Origin of the sequence: Paenibacillus faecis (assembly GCF_008084145.1) — a bacterium.
GTDB lineage: Bacteria > Bacillota > Bacilli > Paenibacillales > Paenibacillaceae > Fontibacillus > Fontibacillus faecis.
In genome coordinates this window covers 1651192-1670138 of the sequence record NZ_VSDO01000001.1, presented here as the reverse complement: position 1 = coordinate 1670138, position 18947 = coordinate 1651192, and the positions used below count along the sequence as shown (strand labels likewise).

Sequence of the window (18947 nt, the reverse complement as noted above, 5' to 3'; positions counted from 1 at the left end):
GAAGCTGCCGGATTTTGATCGAGAAGATCCGGCAGCGAAATAAATGGGGAGTGTGTGAATTTGAGCGAACATGAAATCGATAAGATCTACCCGCTTTCGCCGACGCAAGAAGGGATTTTATTCCACTCCTTGCTGGAACCGGACTCCGAAGCGTACTTTGAGCAGGTTTCGTTCACGCTCAAAGGGGAACTATGTCCCGAAACGCTGAAACGCAGTTTCGCGAAACTGGTCGACCGCTATGATGCGCTGCGAACGGTATTTATATTTACGGAAGTGGAACAGCCCTTGCAAATCGTGCTGAACCAGCGTGATCCGCAAATCGACTACATGGACGTAACCGGATATCCCCAAGACGAACGGTCCCGAAGGGTGGAAGCTTATCAAGACCAAGACCGGGAGCGGAAATTCGATTTGGAAACCGGACCGCTGCTGCGGATGGCTGTTTTTAAAATGGACGAAGAAGTCCATAAGGTCGTCTGGAGATTTCACCACATTATTATGGATGGTTGGTGTATGGGGATCCTGGCTCAAGATTTATTCCGGATTTATGAGGCGCTGGCGGGCGGTCTTCCGCTTCAACTGGACCCCGCTTATCCGTACAGCGACTATATCATGTGGCTGAGTGAGCAGGACCAGGAAGAGGCGCTGCGGTATTGGGGCGGCTATCTGGGAGATTATGAACTGCAGGCTCGGGTTCCCTCCGTTGGAGGCGAGGCGAAAGATGGGTTCGATCATCGAAGATATCAGTTTAAATGGGATGAGAAAACGACCCGGCGTCTCCAGAGGCTGGCTGTAAACAACCAAGTGACTTTAAGTACGGTATTTCACGCCATTTGGGGTATCTTACTGCACCATTACAACCATTCCGAAGATGTGGTATTCGGCTCGGTCGTCTCGGGAAGGCCGCCTGAACTACCGGGAATCGAGAGCATGGTAGGCTTGTTCATCAACACGCTTCCTTTGCGGGTCAAGAGCGGCGCGGGCACTTCGTTTCGGGAACTGCTTCGTCAAGTGCATGATTCGATTCTGGAGGCGAACCGCTACAGCTATGTTTCCCTGGCGGATATTCAAGCGAAAACCGCGCTTAAGCATCATCTGATTAACCATATTCTCGTTTTTGAAAATTATCCGCTGGAAACGACGAACGGCGACGGAGAGAAAGCTCTTTCCGTGACCGATAGCGAAATGTTGGAGCATACCAACTATGATCTGGATATTACGGTGTTTCCCGAACGGGAACTCGAAGTACTGTTTACTTATAACGGGCTCGTCTATGAGGAAAGCTTGCTGCGGAGCCTGGAAGGCCATTTGAGGCGGATCGTGGAGACCGTCCTGGAGAATGAGCGGATTTTGGTTCAAGACATCGATATCATTACGGACCAGGAAAAAGAGACGATCCTTGCCGACTTTAACCGCACGGACAAAGCGTTCAGGCTGGACAAGCCCGCCCACCGGTTATTCGAAGAAAACGTTCGCCGTCATCCCGATAAAATCGCGCTGCTCTATAGAGAGGAGGCGATTACGTACGCCCGGTTGAACCGGAATGCGAATCGCCTGGCGCGCATTTTTAGGGAGCGCGGCCTGGGTCACGGCGATTTTGCGGCCGTTATGCTGGAGCGCTCGCCGTTGATGGTTGAAAGCATTTTGGCGATATGGAAACTCGGAGCCGCGTACATCCCGGTAGACGTTTCTTACCCCGAGGAGCGAAAGGCCAGGATTGTCGCCGACTCGGAGGCCAAAATCATCGTGACGCTTTCCGACTATGCGGATGAAGGCTTATGTCACCGGTATCCGGGCCGGCTTGTCGAGATGGACCTTCTGGTTCGCCCGGCGGATCAGGAAGCGGAGAGCGATCTTGACCTGCCGGTGGCCATGACCGACCTGGCCTATACGCTTTTTACTTCGGGCTCCACCGGGAGACCGAAAGGCGTCATGATCGAGCATTTGGGCATGCTCAATCATATTTGGGCGGAGGCGGACGATCTCGGCTTAAACGATCAACTAATCTTTGCCCAGACGGCAAATCACTGCTTCGACATTTCGGTATGGCAGTTGTTCGGCGCTTTGATACTGGGGGGAACAACGGCGATTTATCCGGACGAGCTGATCCTGGAACCCGGTTCATTTATTCATCATGTGATCCGGGATCGGGTAACTTTGCTCGAAGTGGTCCCCTCTTATTTGGGGATTTTGCTGGACATCGTGGAGGAGCGGGTAATCCGCTTCGAACATTTGCGGCATCTGATGATTACCGGTGAGGCGGCGACGCCGGCCCTGGTTGCCCGCTGGTTTGAGCTTTGCCCGGATGTCAGAATGGTCAACGCCTACGGACCCGCGGAAGCATCCGACGACATCTGCCAATACGTGATGGATCGGACGCCGGAGAATCGCGGGTACATTCCGGTCGGAAAGCCGCTGCCCAATATCCGCATCTATATCGTGAATAGCCGGATGCGGCTGTGCCCTGTCGGGATCGTGGGAGAAATCTGCGTGGCCGGCATCGCGGTCGGAAGGGGCTATCTGAACGATTCGGAACGGACGGGTCAAGTCTTTATGGAGGATCCGTTCGGTCCGGAATCTGGCGTGCGGTTGTACAAAACCGGAGATTTGGGCCGATGGCTCCCGGACGGAAATCTCGAGTTTGTCGGCCGGAAAGACCATCAGGTTAAAGTCAGAGGCTTTCGTATCGAACTGGGCGAAATCGAACACCGGTTGAGCGAGCACGAACAGATCCGGGAAGCCGCCGTTCTTGTGAAGGAATCCGGTGAAGGCGAAAAATACTTGTGCGCCTACTATACTGCGAACCACGCCCTTCCGGTGTCCGGACTGAAGGATTATTTACATGGTTGTTTACCGGAATACATGGTGCCCGCCGTCTTTGTCCAATTGGAAGAGATGCCGCACAATGCCAACGGAAAAATCAACCGCAGCCAGCTGCCCGATCCGGTTGATCTCCGGTCCGACGAAGGTTTTGTACCGGCCCGCAACGGGACGGAAGAGACCTTGGTTTCCATTTGGTCGGAGGTTTTGGACGCCGGACGTGTCGGTACGCACGATAATTTCTTTGAATTGGGCGGCCATTCCCTGAAAGCAACGGTGATCGTGTCGAGAATACACGGAGAGCTTGGCGTGGACGTGAAAGTGAAGGACGTGTTCCGCTTCCCGACCGTGGCGCTTCTGGCTGAACGGATTGGGGAGTTAAACGACGGGAGGAGCCCAACCTCGTCCATTTTTCCGGTTCCGGCCAGTATCCATTACCCGGTCAGCCCGGCGCAAAGAAGAATGTATGTGTTGAACACCCTGGAGGAGTCGGGCTCAACCGCCTACAATATGCCGTTCGCCTATCGCGTTGCGGGGGAAGTAAACACGGCGCATTTGCAGCGGATTGTCGATCAAATGGTGGAGCGGCACGAGGTTTTCCGCACCTCATTTCACGTCGTGGACGGTGAACTTGTGCAAAAGGTTCATCCCCGGGCGCACTGCCGGGTGGAAACCGTGGAGATGCTTGGCGCGGCAAGAGAGGAGGTTCAGCGGCAAATCTCCTCCTTCATCCTTCCCTTTGACTTGGAGGAAGCTCCGTTGCTGCGAATTCGTCTGCTGCAAACCGGACAAGAAGAGAATGTGCTGTTCATCGACATGCATCATATTATTTCCGACGGCCTGTCTGGGGACCTGATGCTGCGTGAACTGGAACAGTTGTATCGGGGTGACCGGCTGCCGCCGCTGGAAATTCAGTACAAGGATTATGCGGCCTGGTTGAACGGACGGCTGTCGGGCGAAGAGATGAAGGCGCATGAGGCGTATTGGCTGGAGCACTTCAGCGGGGAACTTCCCGTGCTGAACTTGCCCTTGGATTACAGAAGGCCAGCTATGCAAAGCTTTAACGGCGAAACCCTGCCGTTTTCGCTGCAATCCGAACTTTCCGGTGCGCTTCGGGAGCTGTCCCGAGACACGGGCTCCACTTTGTTTGCCGTCATGCTGTCCGCTTATTATGTACTCTTGTCGAAATATACCGAGCAGGAGGATATCGTAGTCGGATCGCCGGTCGCCGGACGCCAACACCGGGATGTCCAGGACATGTTGGGGATGTTTATCAATACGGTGGCGCTGCGCGGTTTTCCGGAACGGCAGAAGACGTTCCGCCAGATTGTGCAGGAGGTCCGGGACCATACCTTGTCGGCGATCGATCATCAGGATTTGCCGTTCGAACGGCTGGTCGAGCTGCTCAATGTCGACCGGGACACGAGCCGCAACCCGCTCTTTGATACGATGTTCAATTTGACGGACCGGGAGAAGCCGCAAGTTCAGCTCGGCGAATTGCTCCTTACCCCATACGAATTGAAGCATGAAATCTCCAAGTTCGATCTCATGCTGGATGTGTATGCGGATGAAGCGGAGATTCATTTTGATCTGCAATATAATACCGATCTTTTTAAAAAACCAACCGCTGCGCAAATCGGCCGGCACTACGTAGAGCTTCTGCAAAACCTGGTTGTTCACCCGGATCGCCCTTTGGCCGCAGCCGAATGGCTCTCAGAGAATGAGCGGGAGAAGTTGATCGAACTGGGCCGGGGGAAAGCCGCGGATTACGATTTCAGCTTGACGTTGCCCCGCCGGTTTGAGCGGTTTGTCTTGGAGCAGCCGGAAGAAACGGCAGTGAAATGCGGCGGGAACGTCTGGACTTATGCGGAACTGAATGCCCAAGCGAATCGGATCGGCCGCTATTTGCAAAGACGTTTAGGGGAAATGCCGGCTGATACGGTTGCCGCGGTCATGCTGGAGCGTTCCCCCGATTTTATCCAGAGCGTGCTCGGAATTTGGAAGGCGGGCGGGGCTTATGTGCCGATAGACATCGAGTACGGGGTAAAGCGGAAAGCTCGTATCCTGGAGGATTCCGGGGCACAAATACTCATTACTCATTCGGAATTTCTGCAGGATGGTTTGGAAGCCCTGTACGAAGGGGACATCTTGTGCCTGGACCAAGTGATGGATGAACTGATGCGCGAAATTCCGGAAAATCTGGAACATACCCATGATCCGGACAGCCTGGCCTATATCCTGTTCACCTCCGGATCCACCGGAAAGCCGAAAGGCGTAATGATCGAGCACAAGGGTCTGTTGAACCACGTCCTTGCGGAAGCCGATGAGCTGGGTTTGGACCGCCGCCTGGTCTTCGCCCAAAACGCGAATATCTGTTTTGATATTTCGGTTTGGCAGTGCTTCGGAGCTTTGGCTTTGGGCGGAACGACCGCTATTTACCCGCAGGAATCCGTATTGGAGGTCGAGCGGTTTATAGAGGGGATTATCGCAGACCGGGTCGCGCTTCTGGAAGTAGTCCCTTCCTATCTGGCGGTCATGCTGGACGTGCTGGAGCAGACCGGTGCGAAATTGCAAGCCCTCCGTTACTTGATGATTACGGGCGAAGCGATCAAGCCGGATCTGGCCCGAAGATGGCTTGCCTTATATCCCGGGATTCCCGTCGTGAATGCCTACGGGCCCGCGGAGGCGGCCGATGATATCAGCCAGCACGTGATTCGCGAACTTCCCGAGGGAGTGGACAACGTCCCTATCGGCAAACCGCTGGCGAATTTGAATCTGTATGTGGTCGACGAGCAGATGAACCTATGTCCGGCAGGCGTGTACGGGGAAATCTGCGTATCCGGAGCCGGGGTCGGCCGCGGTTATATTCACGATCCGGAAAGAACGGGCCAGTCGTTCATGGAAGATCCCTTTAGAAGGGGGACAGGGGAGTCGCTGCGACTGTATAAAACCGGTGATTTGGGACGCTGGCTTCCCGACGGGAATCTGGAGTTTGCCGGACGTAAAGATTTTCAGGTGAAAATCAGGGGCTTCCGCATTGAGCTGGAGGAAATCGAAGTTTGCATTCAGCAATCCCCTTTTATCCGGCAAACGGTCGTCTTGGCCAGGGAAGATGAAACCGGGAGCAAATATTTGTGCGCTTATTTGGTGCCAGACCCTTCCATGCTCGGCCATGAGGAAGATTGCATTCATAAGCTGAAGGAAGAATTGGCGGCCGCGCTGCCCGGCTATATGATCCCCGCTTATTTCATCACCCTGGAGCGGATGCCGCTGCTGGCCAGCGGCAAGGTTGACCGGGCCGCCCTGCCGGCTCCCGAGCGGGACAACGCTTCGGCGGACGATTACGCCGCACCGCGCGATGAAGTGGAGCGCATGCTGGCTTCGGTTTGGGAGGAGGTTCTAGGCGTCCGTCAGGTCGGCATCGACCACAATTTCTTCGAGCTTGGGGGAGACTCAATCCGCGCGATTCAAATATCCTCCAAGCTGAGCAGTCAAGGTTATACGCTGAAAATGAAGGACCTGTTTCAGAATCCGGTAATCCGGAAGCTGTCCAAGTATGTGGAAGCCGATCATCGTGAGATCGATCAAGGGCCTGTCGAGGGATTTGTTGAATTGACTCCGATTCAACGATGGTTCTTCGCATCCGGGTTCACGCCGGCGAATCATTGGAACCAGGCCGTCGTTCTCTTTAAGGAGGATGGGTTCGATCCAGAGATTCTTGCGGAAGCCTTCCGCGGGCTGGTCCGCCATCATGATGCATTAAGAATGGTCTATCGGCCGGATGGCGGAGGATGGAAGCAATACAACGAAGAGGCGGCCGGAGAGGATCCGCGTTCCTGGTTCGATCTGTTCGTAGCGGCCGTGCCGGAAGGGGAAGAGGGCCGGCTGGAAATCTCCCGTCAATTGGACCGGCTTCATGGCAGTATAGATCTGGAGCGGGGGCCGCTGGTCAAAGTGGGCTTGTTCAAGACCGGCTTGGGCGACCATTTGGCCGTCATCGTTCACCATTTGGTGATCGACGGCATTTCCTGGCGTATTTTGTTCGAGGATTTGACGCTGGCCTATCATCAAGCTCTCTGCGGCGAGCCGGTCGCGCTTCCGGCCAAAACGGACTCATACCAAACCTGGGCGAAACGGCTGAAAGAGTATGCGAACAGTGAGGCGATGCTACAAGAACGGCAATACTGGAAGCGGATCGAATCCGCGAACATAAAAGCGCTGCCGAAATCGTCACCCTACACGGGACAGGCGGCCAGGGTCGCGGATAACATGATCTACTCCTTCCGGTTATCCCAATCCGAGACGGAGGAACTACTCGGCAAAGTTCACAAGGTCTATAACACCGAAATCAACGACCTTCTGCTTGCCGCCCTAGGGCGGGCCGTATCGTTATGGACCGGGGAGGAGGACGTCCTTATCTGCCTGGAGGGCCACGGCAGGGAAGAAATTTTGAAAAATGTAAATATCAGCAGGACGGTCGGGTGGTTTACTTCCGTTTATCCCGTCGTCTTGAACGTTCCAAGCTCGGCGGATGTATCCTACCATATTAAATCGGTCAAGGAGGAGATCCGGCGGATCCCGAACAAAGGCGTCGGGCACGGAATCCTGAAATACCTGGCCGGGAGTCAAGACCTTGGCGATCTGCAGTTCAGGCTGGAGCCCGAGATCAAATTCAATTACCTGGGGCAATTCGACAACGACGTCAACACGGACCTGTTCCGGGCGTCCGACCTGTCTTACGGACAAACGGTCAGCCCGGAGGCCGAACGGGAAATCGCCCTGAACATTACGGGGCTTGTGGAAGACGGCCGCCTGATTCTGTCGATCGAGTATAACCTGACGGAATATGCGGAAGCGGACATTCGCGTCTTCGGAGAATTGTTCAAGACCCAGTTGACGGAAATCATCAAGCATTGCATGGAGAAAGAATCACGCGAACTGACGCCTTCGGACGTCGGCGGAAGCGATTTGTCCATCGAAGAGCTGGAAGCGATTATGGATTTTTATAAACAATAAACTGAATTCAGGGAGAGATGGTCATGAGCGAAAAGCTGTCGATCTCGGGGGTATTCAACCTAACGCCGATGCAAGAGGGAATGTTGTTCCATTCCTATTTAAATCCGGAATCTTCGGCCTATTTTGAACAGTTTTCCTGTACCGTCTCGGGACAACTGGATGTTGGATTGCTGGAAAGAAGTTTTAACGCGCTTATCGAGAAATACGATGTGTTAAGGCTGAATTTTCTGCATGAAAATATGAAAAACCCGAAACAGATTGTATTTAAAAAACGGGTCATGTCCGTCTTTTACGAAAACTTATCCCATTTGGGCGAAGCGGAGCGGGAGCAGTATATCCAGCGTTTCATTGAGGCGGATCAGAAGAAGGGCTTTGATTTGGCCAAGGATTTGCTGCTCCGCGCAGCCGTACTGCAAACGGAGGATCGGCGATATAAGCTGATTTGGAGCTATCACCATATCATGATGGACGGCTGGTGCTTGAAGACAATCGTGCAGGAGCTGTTCGAGGTATACAAGGCACTGAGCCGGGGCCAATCCTTGTCCTTGGAGGAGGCCCCTCCCTTCTCCAGATACATTCAGTGGCTGGACCGGCAAAACCGGGAGGAAGCCCGCTCCTACTGGGCCGAATATTTGCGAAACTATGATTCCGCGATCGAACTGCCGTCTTTTGGCATAAAAGGCCGGCATGATCGGGATCGCGGCGCCGTCCAGGTCGACCGCAGCTATAAAATCAGCGAGGAGACGGCGCAAAAACTGGAGCGGTTGGCCATAACCCATCAAGTCACACTAAATACCGTACTCCAGTCGGCCTGGGCTCTGCTACTGGGACGTTATAACGGAACCGAGGATGTGGTCTTCGGTTCCGTCACCTCCGGTCGGCCGGCCGAAGTGGAGGGAGTGGAGGACATGGTCGGGCTGTTTATCAATACAGTTCCGATCCGGATTTCCTTCCAGGGCCATCAGCCGTTCTCTTCACTAATTCAACAAGTGCAACAATCCTCCCTGGATACGCAAAACTACGATTTTTACCCGCTTGCGGAAATTCAATCCCTTACATCCAAGAAGCACAATCTGATTCAACATATTTATGCGTTTCAAAACTATCCGGTCAGCGCGGACCCGGAGGACGACATGGACAGCCCCTTCACGATGACCGACCTGGAGGACTTCGAGCAGACGCATTATGATTTCAACTTGATTCTGATGCCGAACGACGGGCTTGAGGTCAAGTTCAAGTACAATGCTTCCCGTTATGAGGAAGCCGCGATGGACCGTTTGTTCCGGCATTTCGAGCAGGTACTGACACAGATCAGCCGCAAGGCGGACGTGGCGATCCGGGACATATCGATCCTCACGGACGAGGAGCAAAGGCAAATCCTGCATCAATTCAACAACACGGCGGGCGAATATCCGCGTGATCAAACCGTGGTGCAATTGTTCGAGCGTCAGGCCGAACGAATCCACGGACAGACGGCTGTCGTCAGCTCCAATATCAGACTTACGTACGGGGAGTTAAACGCGCGAGCCGACCGGCTTGCATCCCGGTTGAGAAGCAGAGGGGTCGGTCCCGACCGAATCGTAGGCATCATCGGCGATCGGTCCGTGGAAACGGTCGTGGGCATGCTGGGTATTTTGAAAGCAGGCGGCGCTTATCTGCCCCTCGATCCGGAATACCCGGATGACCGCATCGCCTACATGCTGAGCGACAGTCAGGCGAAGTGGATCGTCTCGCCGAAGTGTTACGCCGACAAGCGGGTGGATGGAGTGGAGATGATTCTTCTCGAGCAAACGGAAGAGGAATTTTCCTTGGACCTTCGTCAGCCGGATCAAGGACCAGCTTCTAGTGAGGCAGGGGAGCCGACGCCCGGAAACTTGGCTTATGTCATGTACACGTCCGGTTCAACGGGGCGGCCTAAGGGGGTTATGATCCAACATCAGAATGTGGTGCGGCTTGTCCGGAACACGGACTACGTCCCCTTTCAACCGGGGGATCGCATTCTGCAAACGGGCGCCCCCGTATTCGACGCCTGCACGTTTGAAATATGGGGCGCGCTGCTGAACGGTCTGGAGCTCTATATAATCGATAAGTCCGCGATCCTGGATCCGCAGCGGCTGGGGGAGGCGCTTCGCGAATACGAAATCACGACGATGTGGCTGACCTCCCCTTTGTTTAATCAACTGGCCCAACTGCAGCCGGACCTGTTCAGCCCGCTTCGCCATCTGATTGTCGGGGGAGACGCTCTTTCACCCAAGCATATCAAACGGGTCGCCGAGCGCTGCTCGGAGACGACGATTATCAACGGCTACGGGCCGACGGAGAACACGGCGTTCTCCTGCTGCCATACGATCCGTTCGCTGGAGGATGCCCGCATCCCGATCGGCGGCCCGATCGCCCACTCCACGGCATATATCGTCGACCTCTACGGACAGTTATGCCCCGTCGGAGTTCCGGGAGAACTATGGGTTGGCGGCGATGGAGTCGCACGGGGATATATCAACAATGCGGCTTTGACTTCGGAGAAGTTTATCGCCAGCCCTTTTGCGGAAGGAGAGCGTGTCTACCGTACGGGAGATACCGCCGGTTGGCTTCCGGACGGAACGATTGATTTCATCGGCCGGATGGACCATCAGGTGAAGATCCGGGGATTCCGCATTGAAACCGGCGAAATCGAAAGCCGGATCCAGATGCATCAAGACGTAAGGGAAGCCGTGGTTGCGGTCCGGGATAAAGGGGAAGGCAACAAATCGTTGTGCGCTTACCTGGTCGGCGAGCGTCTGGATGCGGACGGCATGAAGCGATACTTGTCCAACCAGCTTCCCGAGTATATGATTCCTGCCCACTGGGTGTTTCTGGATTCGCTGCCGTTGACGCCGAACGGCAAAGTCAACCGGCAGGCGCTGCCCGAGCCGGTGGAACACGCCGCATATTCCGCGGAATCCTTTATTGCGCCTCGGACTGAGACCGAGCGGAAATTGGCGGAGATTTGGAGTTCGGTGTTGGACCTGCCCGCCGTCGGCGCAAGCGATCATTTCTTTGAACTCGGCGGTCATTCTTTGTCGGCGTTAAAACTGGTTACGGAAGTGAAGAAACAGTTCCAAATCCAACTGCCGCTGGCGGAGGTCTTCGAGGCACCCGTGCTCGCCGACATGGCTGTAAGGCTCGGCGGAACCCGGCAAGCGGATTATGCCGCGATCGAGCCCGCCCCAAAGGCTGAGTTTTATCCGGTGTCTTCCGCGCAGAAGCGGCTGTTTATTTTGAACGGGAAGGCGGGGATGGACACCGCTTATAATATGCCTTTTGTCATGCGGCTCGAAGGGAAACTCGATGTCGAACGGCTGGAACGGGCGTTTCAAATGTTGATTGCCCGCCATGAAGCGCTGCGCACATCATTTGCCTTCCATCAGGGCGAACCGATCCAACGGGTGCAGGAGAGCGTGCCCTTTGCCATGACCCGTTTGCGAATACAAGCGGGTCAGGAACCGGAGGACCTGGTCGATTCCTTCGTTGCGCCGTTCGATCTCGGGGAGGCACCGTTGCTTCGGGTCGGGCTCGTCCAACCCCAGGAAGAGCAGCATGTGCTGATTATAGATATCCACCATATCGCGGCCGACGGAGCCTCCATCGGCGTTATCGTGAAGGAGCTCGGTGAGCTGTACAACGCTCTGGGCAAGGATGACGGATCGGCCGAGCAGGTTGTCCGCGAGGTTCCGCGGATTCAATATAAAGATTTTGCCGTCTGGCAAAATGGGCTGTTTGCTTCCGGCGCGCTGCAGGAGCAGGAGCGGTACTGGCTCGAACAATTTGCCGGAGAGCTTCCCGTGCTACAATTGCCGACAGACTACCCGCGTCCGCAAATTCAGAATTTCGAGGGTGCGTATGTTTTCGCGGAAATTGACGAAGCGCTGGCGTCCCGGTTGAAACAGCTGGCGAGTGAAACGGGGACTACATTGTACATGGTTCTGCTCGCCGCTTACAGCATCCTGCTGTCGAAATACGCTTCCCAGGAAGATGTCGTTATCGGTTCACCGGCAGCCGGCAGGCCGAACGCGGATGTGCTTCATACGGTCGGCATGTTTGTCAATACGCTGGCTTTGCGCGTCAAACCGCAAGCGGGGAAGCCGTTTGACCGCTTTCTGGGCGAAGTGAAGCAAACGGCGCTCCAGGCTTTTGAACATCAAGAATACCAGTATGAGGATCTGATCGAGAAGCTCGGGCTAAAACGCGATTTAAGCCGCAATCCTTTGTTCGATACGGTGTTTACGCTGCAGAATCTCGACATCGAAGAGGTGGCCTTAGACGGGCTTGCCGCCCGCTCTTCTTCCTGGGACGGCCGTATGTCCAAGTTCGATTTGACGGTGACGGTCGTGGACAAGGGACAAGGAATGATTGTGGATGCGGAATACGCGGCCAGGCTGTTCCAGGCCTCGACGATCACGCGGCTGCTGAAGCACTATGTCGAGGTTTTGCGTGCGATTGCGGCGAACCGGACGATCCCGTTATCGGAGCTCGAATTGCTGTCCCCTGAGGAAAGGCGCCTGGTTTTGGAGCAGTCTAATGGTCTCAAAAAGAAAATTGCGGTTCACCGCACTGTGCCTATGTGTTTTGCCGAACAGGCAGAGCGGACCCCGGATCGGACGGCTGTCGTATTCAAAGATCAGCGTTTGACTTACCGGGAATTGGACCGGCAGGCCAGTCGTCTTGCATCCCTCCTTCAGGCCAACGGCGTCAGGCCGGGGCAAATTACGGCCATCCTCGTGGAGCATTCCGCCGAGATGATCGTGGCGGTGCTTGCGGTGCTGAAAACGGGCGGGGCTTATCTCCCGATCGACCACGAGTATCCGGCCGAACGCATCGCGTATATGTTGGAGGACAGTGGAGCGGGGCTGCTGCTCACCAAAAAACGGCTGCTGCAGTCCAAAGACTGGAACATAAATATCCCCAAGGTCGATCTGGAGGAAGCCCTGGCGCTTCGGGAGTCTTCTCCCTTACAAGAGCCGCCGCTGGCGCCGATTTCCGGTTCCGCTTCCGATTTGGCTTATATCATCTATACCTCGGGGTCGACGGGGAAACCGAAAGGCGTGATGATCGAGCACCGCTCCCTGATGAATATGACGGAGTGGTACCGGACTTATTACAAGCTGACGGCGGAGGATAAATGCACCAAATACGCCGGATTCGGGTTTGACGCCTCCGTGTGGGAAGTGTTCCCGACGCTGCTGTCCGGCGGAGAACTGCATGTTATTCCGGAAGAGATTCGGTACGACGTGCCGCGCCTCGCGGATTATTACGAGAGAACCGGCATCACCGTCAGCTTCCTGCCCACGGCTGTCTGCGAACAGTTCACCCAGCTTGGGAACAGCTCGCTGCGCGTCTTGATCACCGGAGGGGACAAGTTGAAGTCTTACCGTCCCGGATCTTACGAGCTCGTGAACAACTACGGGCCTACGGAGAATACGATTGTCACCACGGCCTTTAAGGTGGATGGCCATTACGACAATATTCCGATCGGCAAACCGATCGACAATGTCCGGGTTTATATCCTGGACGCCTACAACAAGCTGCTTCCGGTGGGGATTCCCGGCGAGCTGTGCATCGCCGGAGACAGCCTGGCGCGGGGGTATTTGAACCGGCCGGAACTCACGGCGGAGAAGTTTACGGCGGACCCCTTCTATCCGGGCGAACGCATGTACAGAACCGGAGACTTGGCGAGATGGCTGCCGGAGGGCAACCTGGAATACTTGGGCCGCCTGGATGAACAAGTCAAAATCCGCGGCTATCGCATTGAACTGGGTGAAATCGAAAAGGTGCTCCTGAAGCAGGAAGGGATCGGGGAAGCGATTGTCACGGTCGTAATGAATCCGAAGCAGGAAAAGGAACTATGCGCCTACTTCACGGCGTCGCGGGAATGGACCGTTCGCGAGCTTCGTGAAGGCTTGGCTCGGGAGCTGCCGGAGTATATGATTCCGGTCCACTACGTCGCTCTGGACAGCATCCCGTTAACATCCAACGGCAAGATCGATCGCCGCGCGCTGCCCCAGCCTGATTTTTCCGCCACGCCAGGGGATCACCATGTACCGCCGCGCAGCGAAACCGAACGGAAACTGGCCGGGCTGTGGTCGGATGTATTGGGGGTCGCCGGCATCGGGGCATTCAGCCATTTCTTCGAGTTGGGCGGGCACTCGCTGAAGGCGGCAACGCTTGCGGCGCATATCCAGGAAAGCCTACGCGTCGATTTTCCGTTGAGCGGGGTGTTTCATCACCCGACGCTGGAGCGAATGGCGGCGGCCGTGGACGCGATGGAGCCGATGGGCTACAGCTCGATTGCACGCGTTCCGGAACAGGCGTATTATCCGGTTTCGTCCGCGCAGAAACGCTTGCTGATCCTGAATGAGCTGGAGGGGACCGGAACGGCTTACAATATGCCATTTGCCTTGCAGTTGTCGGGGAGTCTGGACCCCTCGCGGCTGCGGCAGGCGTTTATCGACTTAATTCGCCGGCATGAGGCTTTCAGGACGTCGTTCCACATCCGCGAAGGGGAATTGGTACAGAAGGTGCATTCAAAGGTTCCCTTCGCCATTCAGAATCTGGAAATCCCGGACGATCCCCAGCTTATTCGGGAAGCTCTGCGGCATTTCGTGCAGCCGTTTGATTTACAGGCAGCCCCGCTGATCCGCGTTGGGTTGGCGAAGCTCCGTGACGACAAGCATATGCTGATGATCGACATCCATCATATCGTTTCCGACGGGGCATCGATCCGCCTTCTGGTCGAAGAATTAGGCCGGTTGTACCATGGTGAAACGGCGGATGCGGAGCGGGAGCGAATTGAATACAAAGATTACGCGGTATGGCAAAACGATAGGTATCGGACGGAAGCTTACGCGAAGCAAGAGCGGTATTGGCTGGAGCGGTTCGCCGGCGAACTGCCCGTTCTGAATCTGCCTACGGATGAACCGCGGCCGCAAATCCAGAGCTTCGAAGGGGACGCCTTCTCCCTGGAAGTCGACAGCGAATTAAGCGCCCGAATTGTGGATGCCGCCGCCCGGACGGGAACCACGTTGTACATGTTCCTCCTGGCGGCCTATCACATTCTGCTCTCGAAATACGCGAATCAGGAGGATGTTATCGTAGGCACCCCAGCAGCGGGCCGAACGCATAAAGAGTTGGAAAACGTCATAGGCATGTTCGTCAATACGCTCGCGATACGCTCGCAACCCGAGGGGAACAAGTCGTTTCTCGCCTATTTGGAAGAGGTCAAAAAGCTCTCTCTCGAGGCGTTTGAGCATCAACAGGTTCAATACGAGGATCTGCTCGAAAAGCTGAACCTTCAACGGGATATTAGCCGCAACCCGCTGTTCGACACCATGTTTGCGGTGGATAACATCGGTGTGGGGGAAATCCGGCTTGAAGGACTGGTTATTGAGCCTTACCCGTTTGACAACGGCACGTCCAAATTCGACTTGATGGTTACGGCGGCCGAGGAGGGGGCCCGAATCCGTCTGGATGTGGAGTACGCCCGAAGGTTGTTCAGGAAAGACACGGTGGAGCGGATGATGGCCCATTACCTCCAAATCCTGCGTACCGTTACGGCGAACTTGGAGGTCAGGCTGTCGGAGATCGGCATGCTGCTCGAGGAAGAACGCCGCCGGATTGTGGTTGATTTTAACAATACCAAGACGGCGCACCCCCGGCAAACGATCCACGAGCTGTTCGAGGAGCAGGCCAGCCGTCATTCGAAACGAATCGCTCTCGTTTGCGATGGGACCGAGCTGACATACGGCGAGCTCAACGCCAAGGCCAACCAGCTTGCGCGAACGCTTCGCGCCAAAGGGGTCGGCCCGGACCGCGTCGTGGCGATCATGGGCGACCGCACCCTGGAGATGATCATCGGGATGCTGGCGATTCTGAAGGCGGGAGGCGCTTATCTTCCGATCGATCCTGAGCATCCGAAAGAGCGGGTGGACTATTTCTTCCGGAACAGCGGAGCCCGCTGGCTCCTCGCCCGAAGCTGTTATGCGGACCGCGCTGTTCAAGAAGCGGAAGTCATCATCCTGGATCATCGCCAGTTGGATGACTGCAGCGCTCCGAATCTTTCGCACGAGACCGGCATCAACCACCTTGCTTACGTAATGTATACATCGGGTTCCACCGGAATGCCGAAAGGGGTCATGGTCGAGCATCTCGGCGTGGCCCGGTTGGTCAAAAATACGAATTATGTACGGTTCACGAAAGAAGATCGCGTTTTGCAAACGGCGGCCCCGGTATTCGATGTCAGTGTTTTTGATATCTGGGGGGCGCTGTTGAACGGAGCCAGGCTGTACCTGGTGGACAAATTTACGCTGCTGGATCCGGAGCGACTGGAAACAGCGCTGCGCAAGTACCATATTACGGCCTTATGGTTGACATCGCCGCTGTTTACCCAGTTTGCCCAGCATAATCCGGATATGTTTAACTCCGTCAGCTACTTGATCGTCGGCGGAGACGTCCTCTCTCCGAAACATATTCAGCTGGTCAGGGAGCATGCCGGGCACCTGATTCTGGTGAACGGATACGGGCCTACGGAGAATACGACGTTCTCCTGCTGCTTCACGATCGAGCAGGCTTACGAGAAAAGCGTGCCGATCGGTCCCCCGATCAGCAATTCAACGGCCTACATTGTCGATAAATACGGCAATTTGAATCCGGTTGGCGTTCCCGGGGAACTCTGGGTCGGCGGAGACGGGGTCGCCCGGGGATATATAAACAATGAAGCCTTAACGGCGCAAAAATTTATCCCCAATCCATTTGTGCCGGGAGATCGGGTTTACCGGACCGGAGATGCGGCCAAATGGCTTCCGGACGGAACGATCGAGTTTATCGGAAGACTGGATCATCAGGTGAAAATCCGGGGATTCCGGGTGGAAACCGGCGAGATTGAAAACCTGCTTCTCAGTCATCCCTCGGTCAAAGAGACGGTCGTTCTGGTGAAGGATCAAGGGGATGCGTCAACCAAATTCCTGTGCGCCTATGTCGCGGCCGAGGTGGAATTGACCGGTTCGGTTCTTAAGGAGTATCTGGCCCGGCAACTGCCCGACTATATGATCCCCTCCGTCTTCGTCTTTATGGAGCAGCTTCCGTTGAACGTTAACGGTAAAGTCGATCGCAAGGCGCTGCCCGAGCCGGAATATGACGGGAATGAGGTGGAGTACACGCCGCCAAGGGACGGGGTTGAGGCCGCAGTTGTCCAGGTGTGGTCGGAAATTTTGGGGATCGACCGCATCAGCGTCCACAGCAATTTCTTTGAGTTAGGGGGACATTCGTTAAAAGCGATGCAAATGGTGACAAGGCTGGCGGATCTCGGCTGGAAGCTGAGTATCAATCAGGTTTTCACCCATCAAACTCCGGCGGAATTGGCGGCTTATGGAATACGGTCAAACCATGCGGTAATGTCCATGTCCGGGCATCGGGATCACATCGCGGATGTCCGGGCGGCGGAGCAATGGCTCGGCGCGCAGTTGGGGCGGACTTGCCAATGGCGCACGTATTCCGTTGAAAAGGAGGAGTATCAGGTCGTCCACATCGACGGGCTGGACGAACCCCTGAAGCAGGCAGCGGAGCGACTGATCGCCAGCCGGATGGATGAGCGCCTGCATCCGCATTACATTGCGGGGGCCGAGGATCGGGCGGCTCATACCCTGAACCTGAGCATGAGCCGGGAAACATGGATGGAACGATTGAATTTGCGGCAAACGGTTGGTTCGGCTTGGGTGGCTAACCGGCTGGAATCCATCGCCAAAATGCAGGCGGAGTACGCCAAGGGAATTACGGACCAATGGGTGGTTAAGGATTACAAAATTTCACCGTCCCAAATGTACCATTTCCAACATAAAGATGTCTCGGGAACGATGGTGAAGTGGAACAAGACCATTCAGCCGGAATTGCTGAGTCAGGCGCTGCAGCAAATTGTATCCGTCGAGGAGGTGATGCGAAGCGTATTTGTGGAGGAGACGGATGCCGGAGCTGGATTTTGGCGGCTGTACGAGGGCCCGGATCGGCTTGAATTGCCGATGATGGATATTTCCCCTTTCGAGCCCGGCACGCAGCGCGATATCCTCAAGGCCCTGATGGACAAGTTCTTTATCGAGCCTTACACAAGCCGGGATCCCTTGATGTACCGGGTATTGCTGGTCAAGCAGAGCGTAAAGGAATATATCCTGCTGCTTCCGTTTTCCCACACGATTTTTGATTATATGAGCAATGAGGTACTTCGGAATCGGGTCATCGAACGGTATGAGCTGCTGAGCCAAGGGAAAAGCGCCGAAACAGGAAAAACGCATGCGACGTTTACGGACTTTATCGATCGGATCTGCCGAGGGCCGGAAGGAATAGCGGCGCAGCGATTCAATGAACTGTTTGACATTCCGTCCTTCGCGGGTGCCGCCAAAGAGGTTGCCGTTAGTATGCGTCTGCGGAATATCGGCGACGGAGAGCCGCTCAAGACGACCGTTGTTAACCATTCCATCAGTATAGATTCACGAGCGGGTGCCGCCCATGATGCTGAAGACAAATGGATAACGGCGCTAGGAATCTTTGCGAGGTTCTTCGGTTCTTATTTCAATATGAAGCGGATTCCGATGTGGATGACCCATTTTGGCAGACAATACGGGGATCAAGCCTTCTACGAGCTCGTGGGCGAGTGCGTCGATTATATCCCGATGCTGCTGGACTGTGAAGCGGACATGGACAAGCAGGCCGAGGCGATCAAACAGAAACTGAAGCTGGTTTCCGATCATAACATCCATTTTGCGAATTTGCTGTATAACGAGTCGAGCGACCCGGGTTTCACCGACGTGGGCGTTCGTTTGGCCGCTGCCCATCATGAGATGCCTGTCAATTTCAATTATCTTGGGGAACTTGGAGAAGATACGGAATTGGACTACCTGGACGGGGACGGTGTGAACTGCGATGATCCGAATCGGATTCTCTTTATGGCCTGGCAAAGGGCAGACCAGATTTGCGTATCGCTGATTATCCCTGCCGCGGAGGATTCGGACAAGGTGCGGAACATGCTTGATGAGGCCGCCGGAAAACAAATCAAGGGTTATACTCTGCACGACTGAAAGGTGTTAACC

At 55.3% G+C, this 18947-nt stretch carries 2 protein-coding genes; both read left to right on the top strand.

The features are described from left to right. Nucleotides 1-60: 60 nt before the first annotated feature. Entirely contained in the window at nucleotides 61-7836 is a 7776-nt protein-coding gene (locus FRY98_RS07415) for a non-ribosomal peptide synthetase (RefSeq protein ID WP_148451034.1), read from the top strand. Between the two features lie 23 nt (nucleotides 7837-7859). Continuing rightward, complete coding sequence (locus FRY98_RS07410; protein WP_170287051.1) at nucleotides 7860-18935, top strand: non-ribosomal peptide synthetase; 11076 nt, start codon at nucleotides 7860-7862, stop codon at nucleotides 18933-18935. Nucleotides 18936-18947 lie beyond the last annotated feature (12 nt).

Bases quoted from the DNA above. Each gene is read 5' to 3' on its own strand.
- FRY98_RS07410 (WP_170287051.1), top strand. From the start codon at position 7,860: ATGAGCGAAAAGCTGTCGATCTCGGGGGTATTCAACCTAACGCCGATG.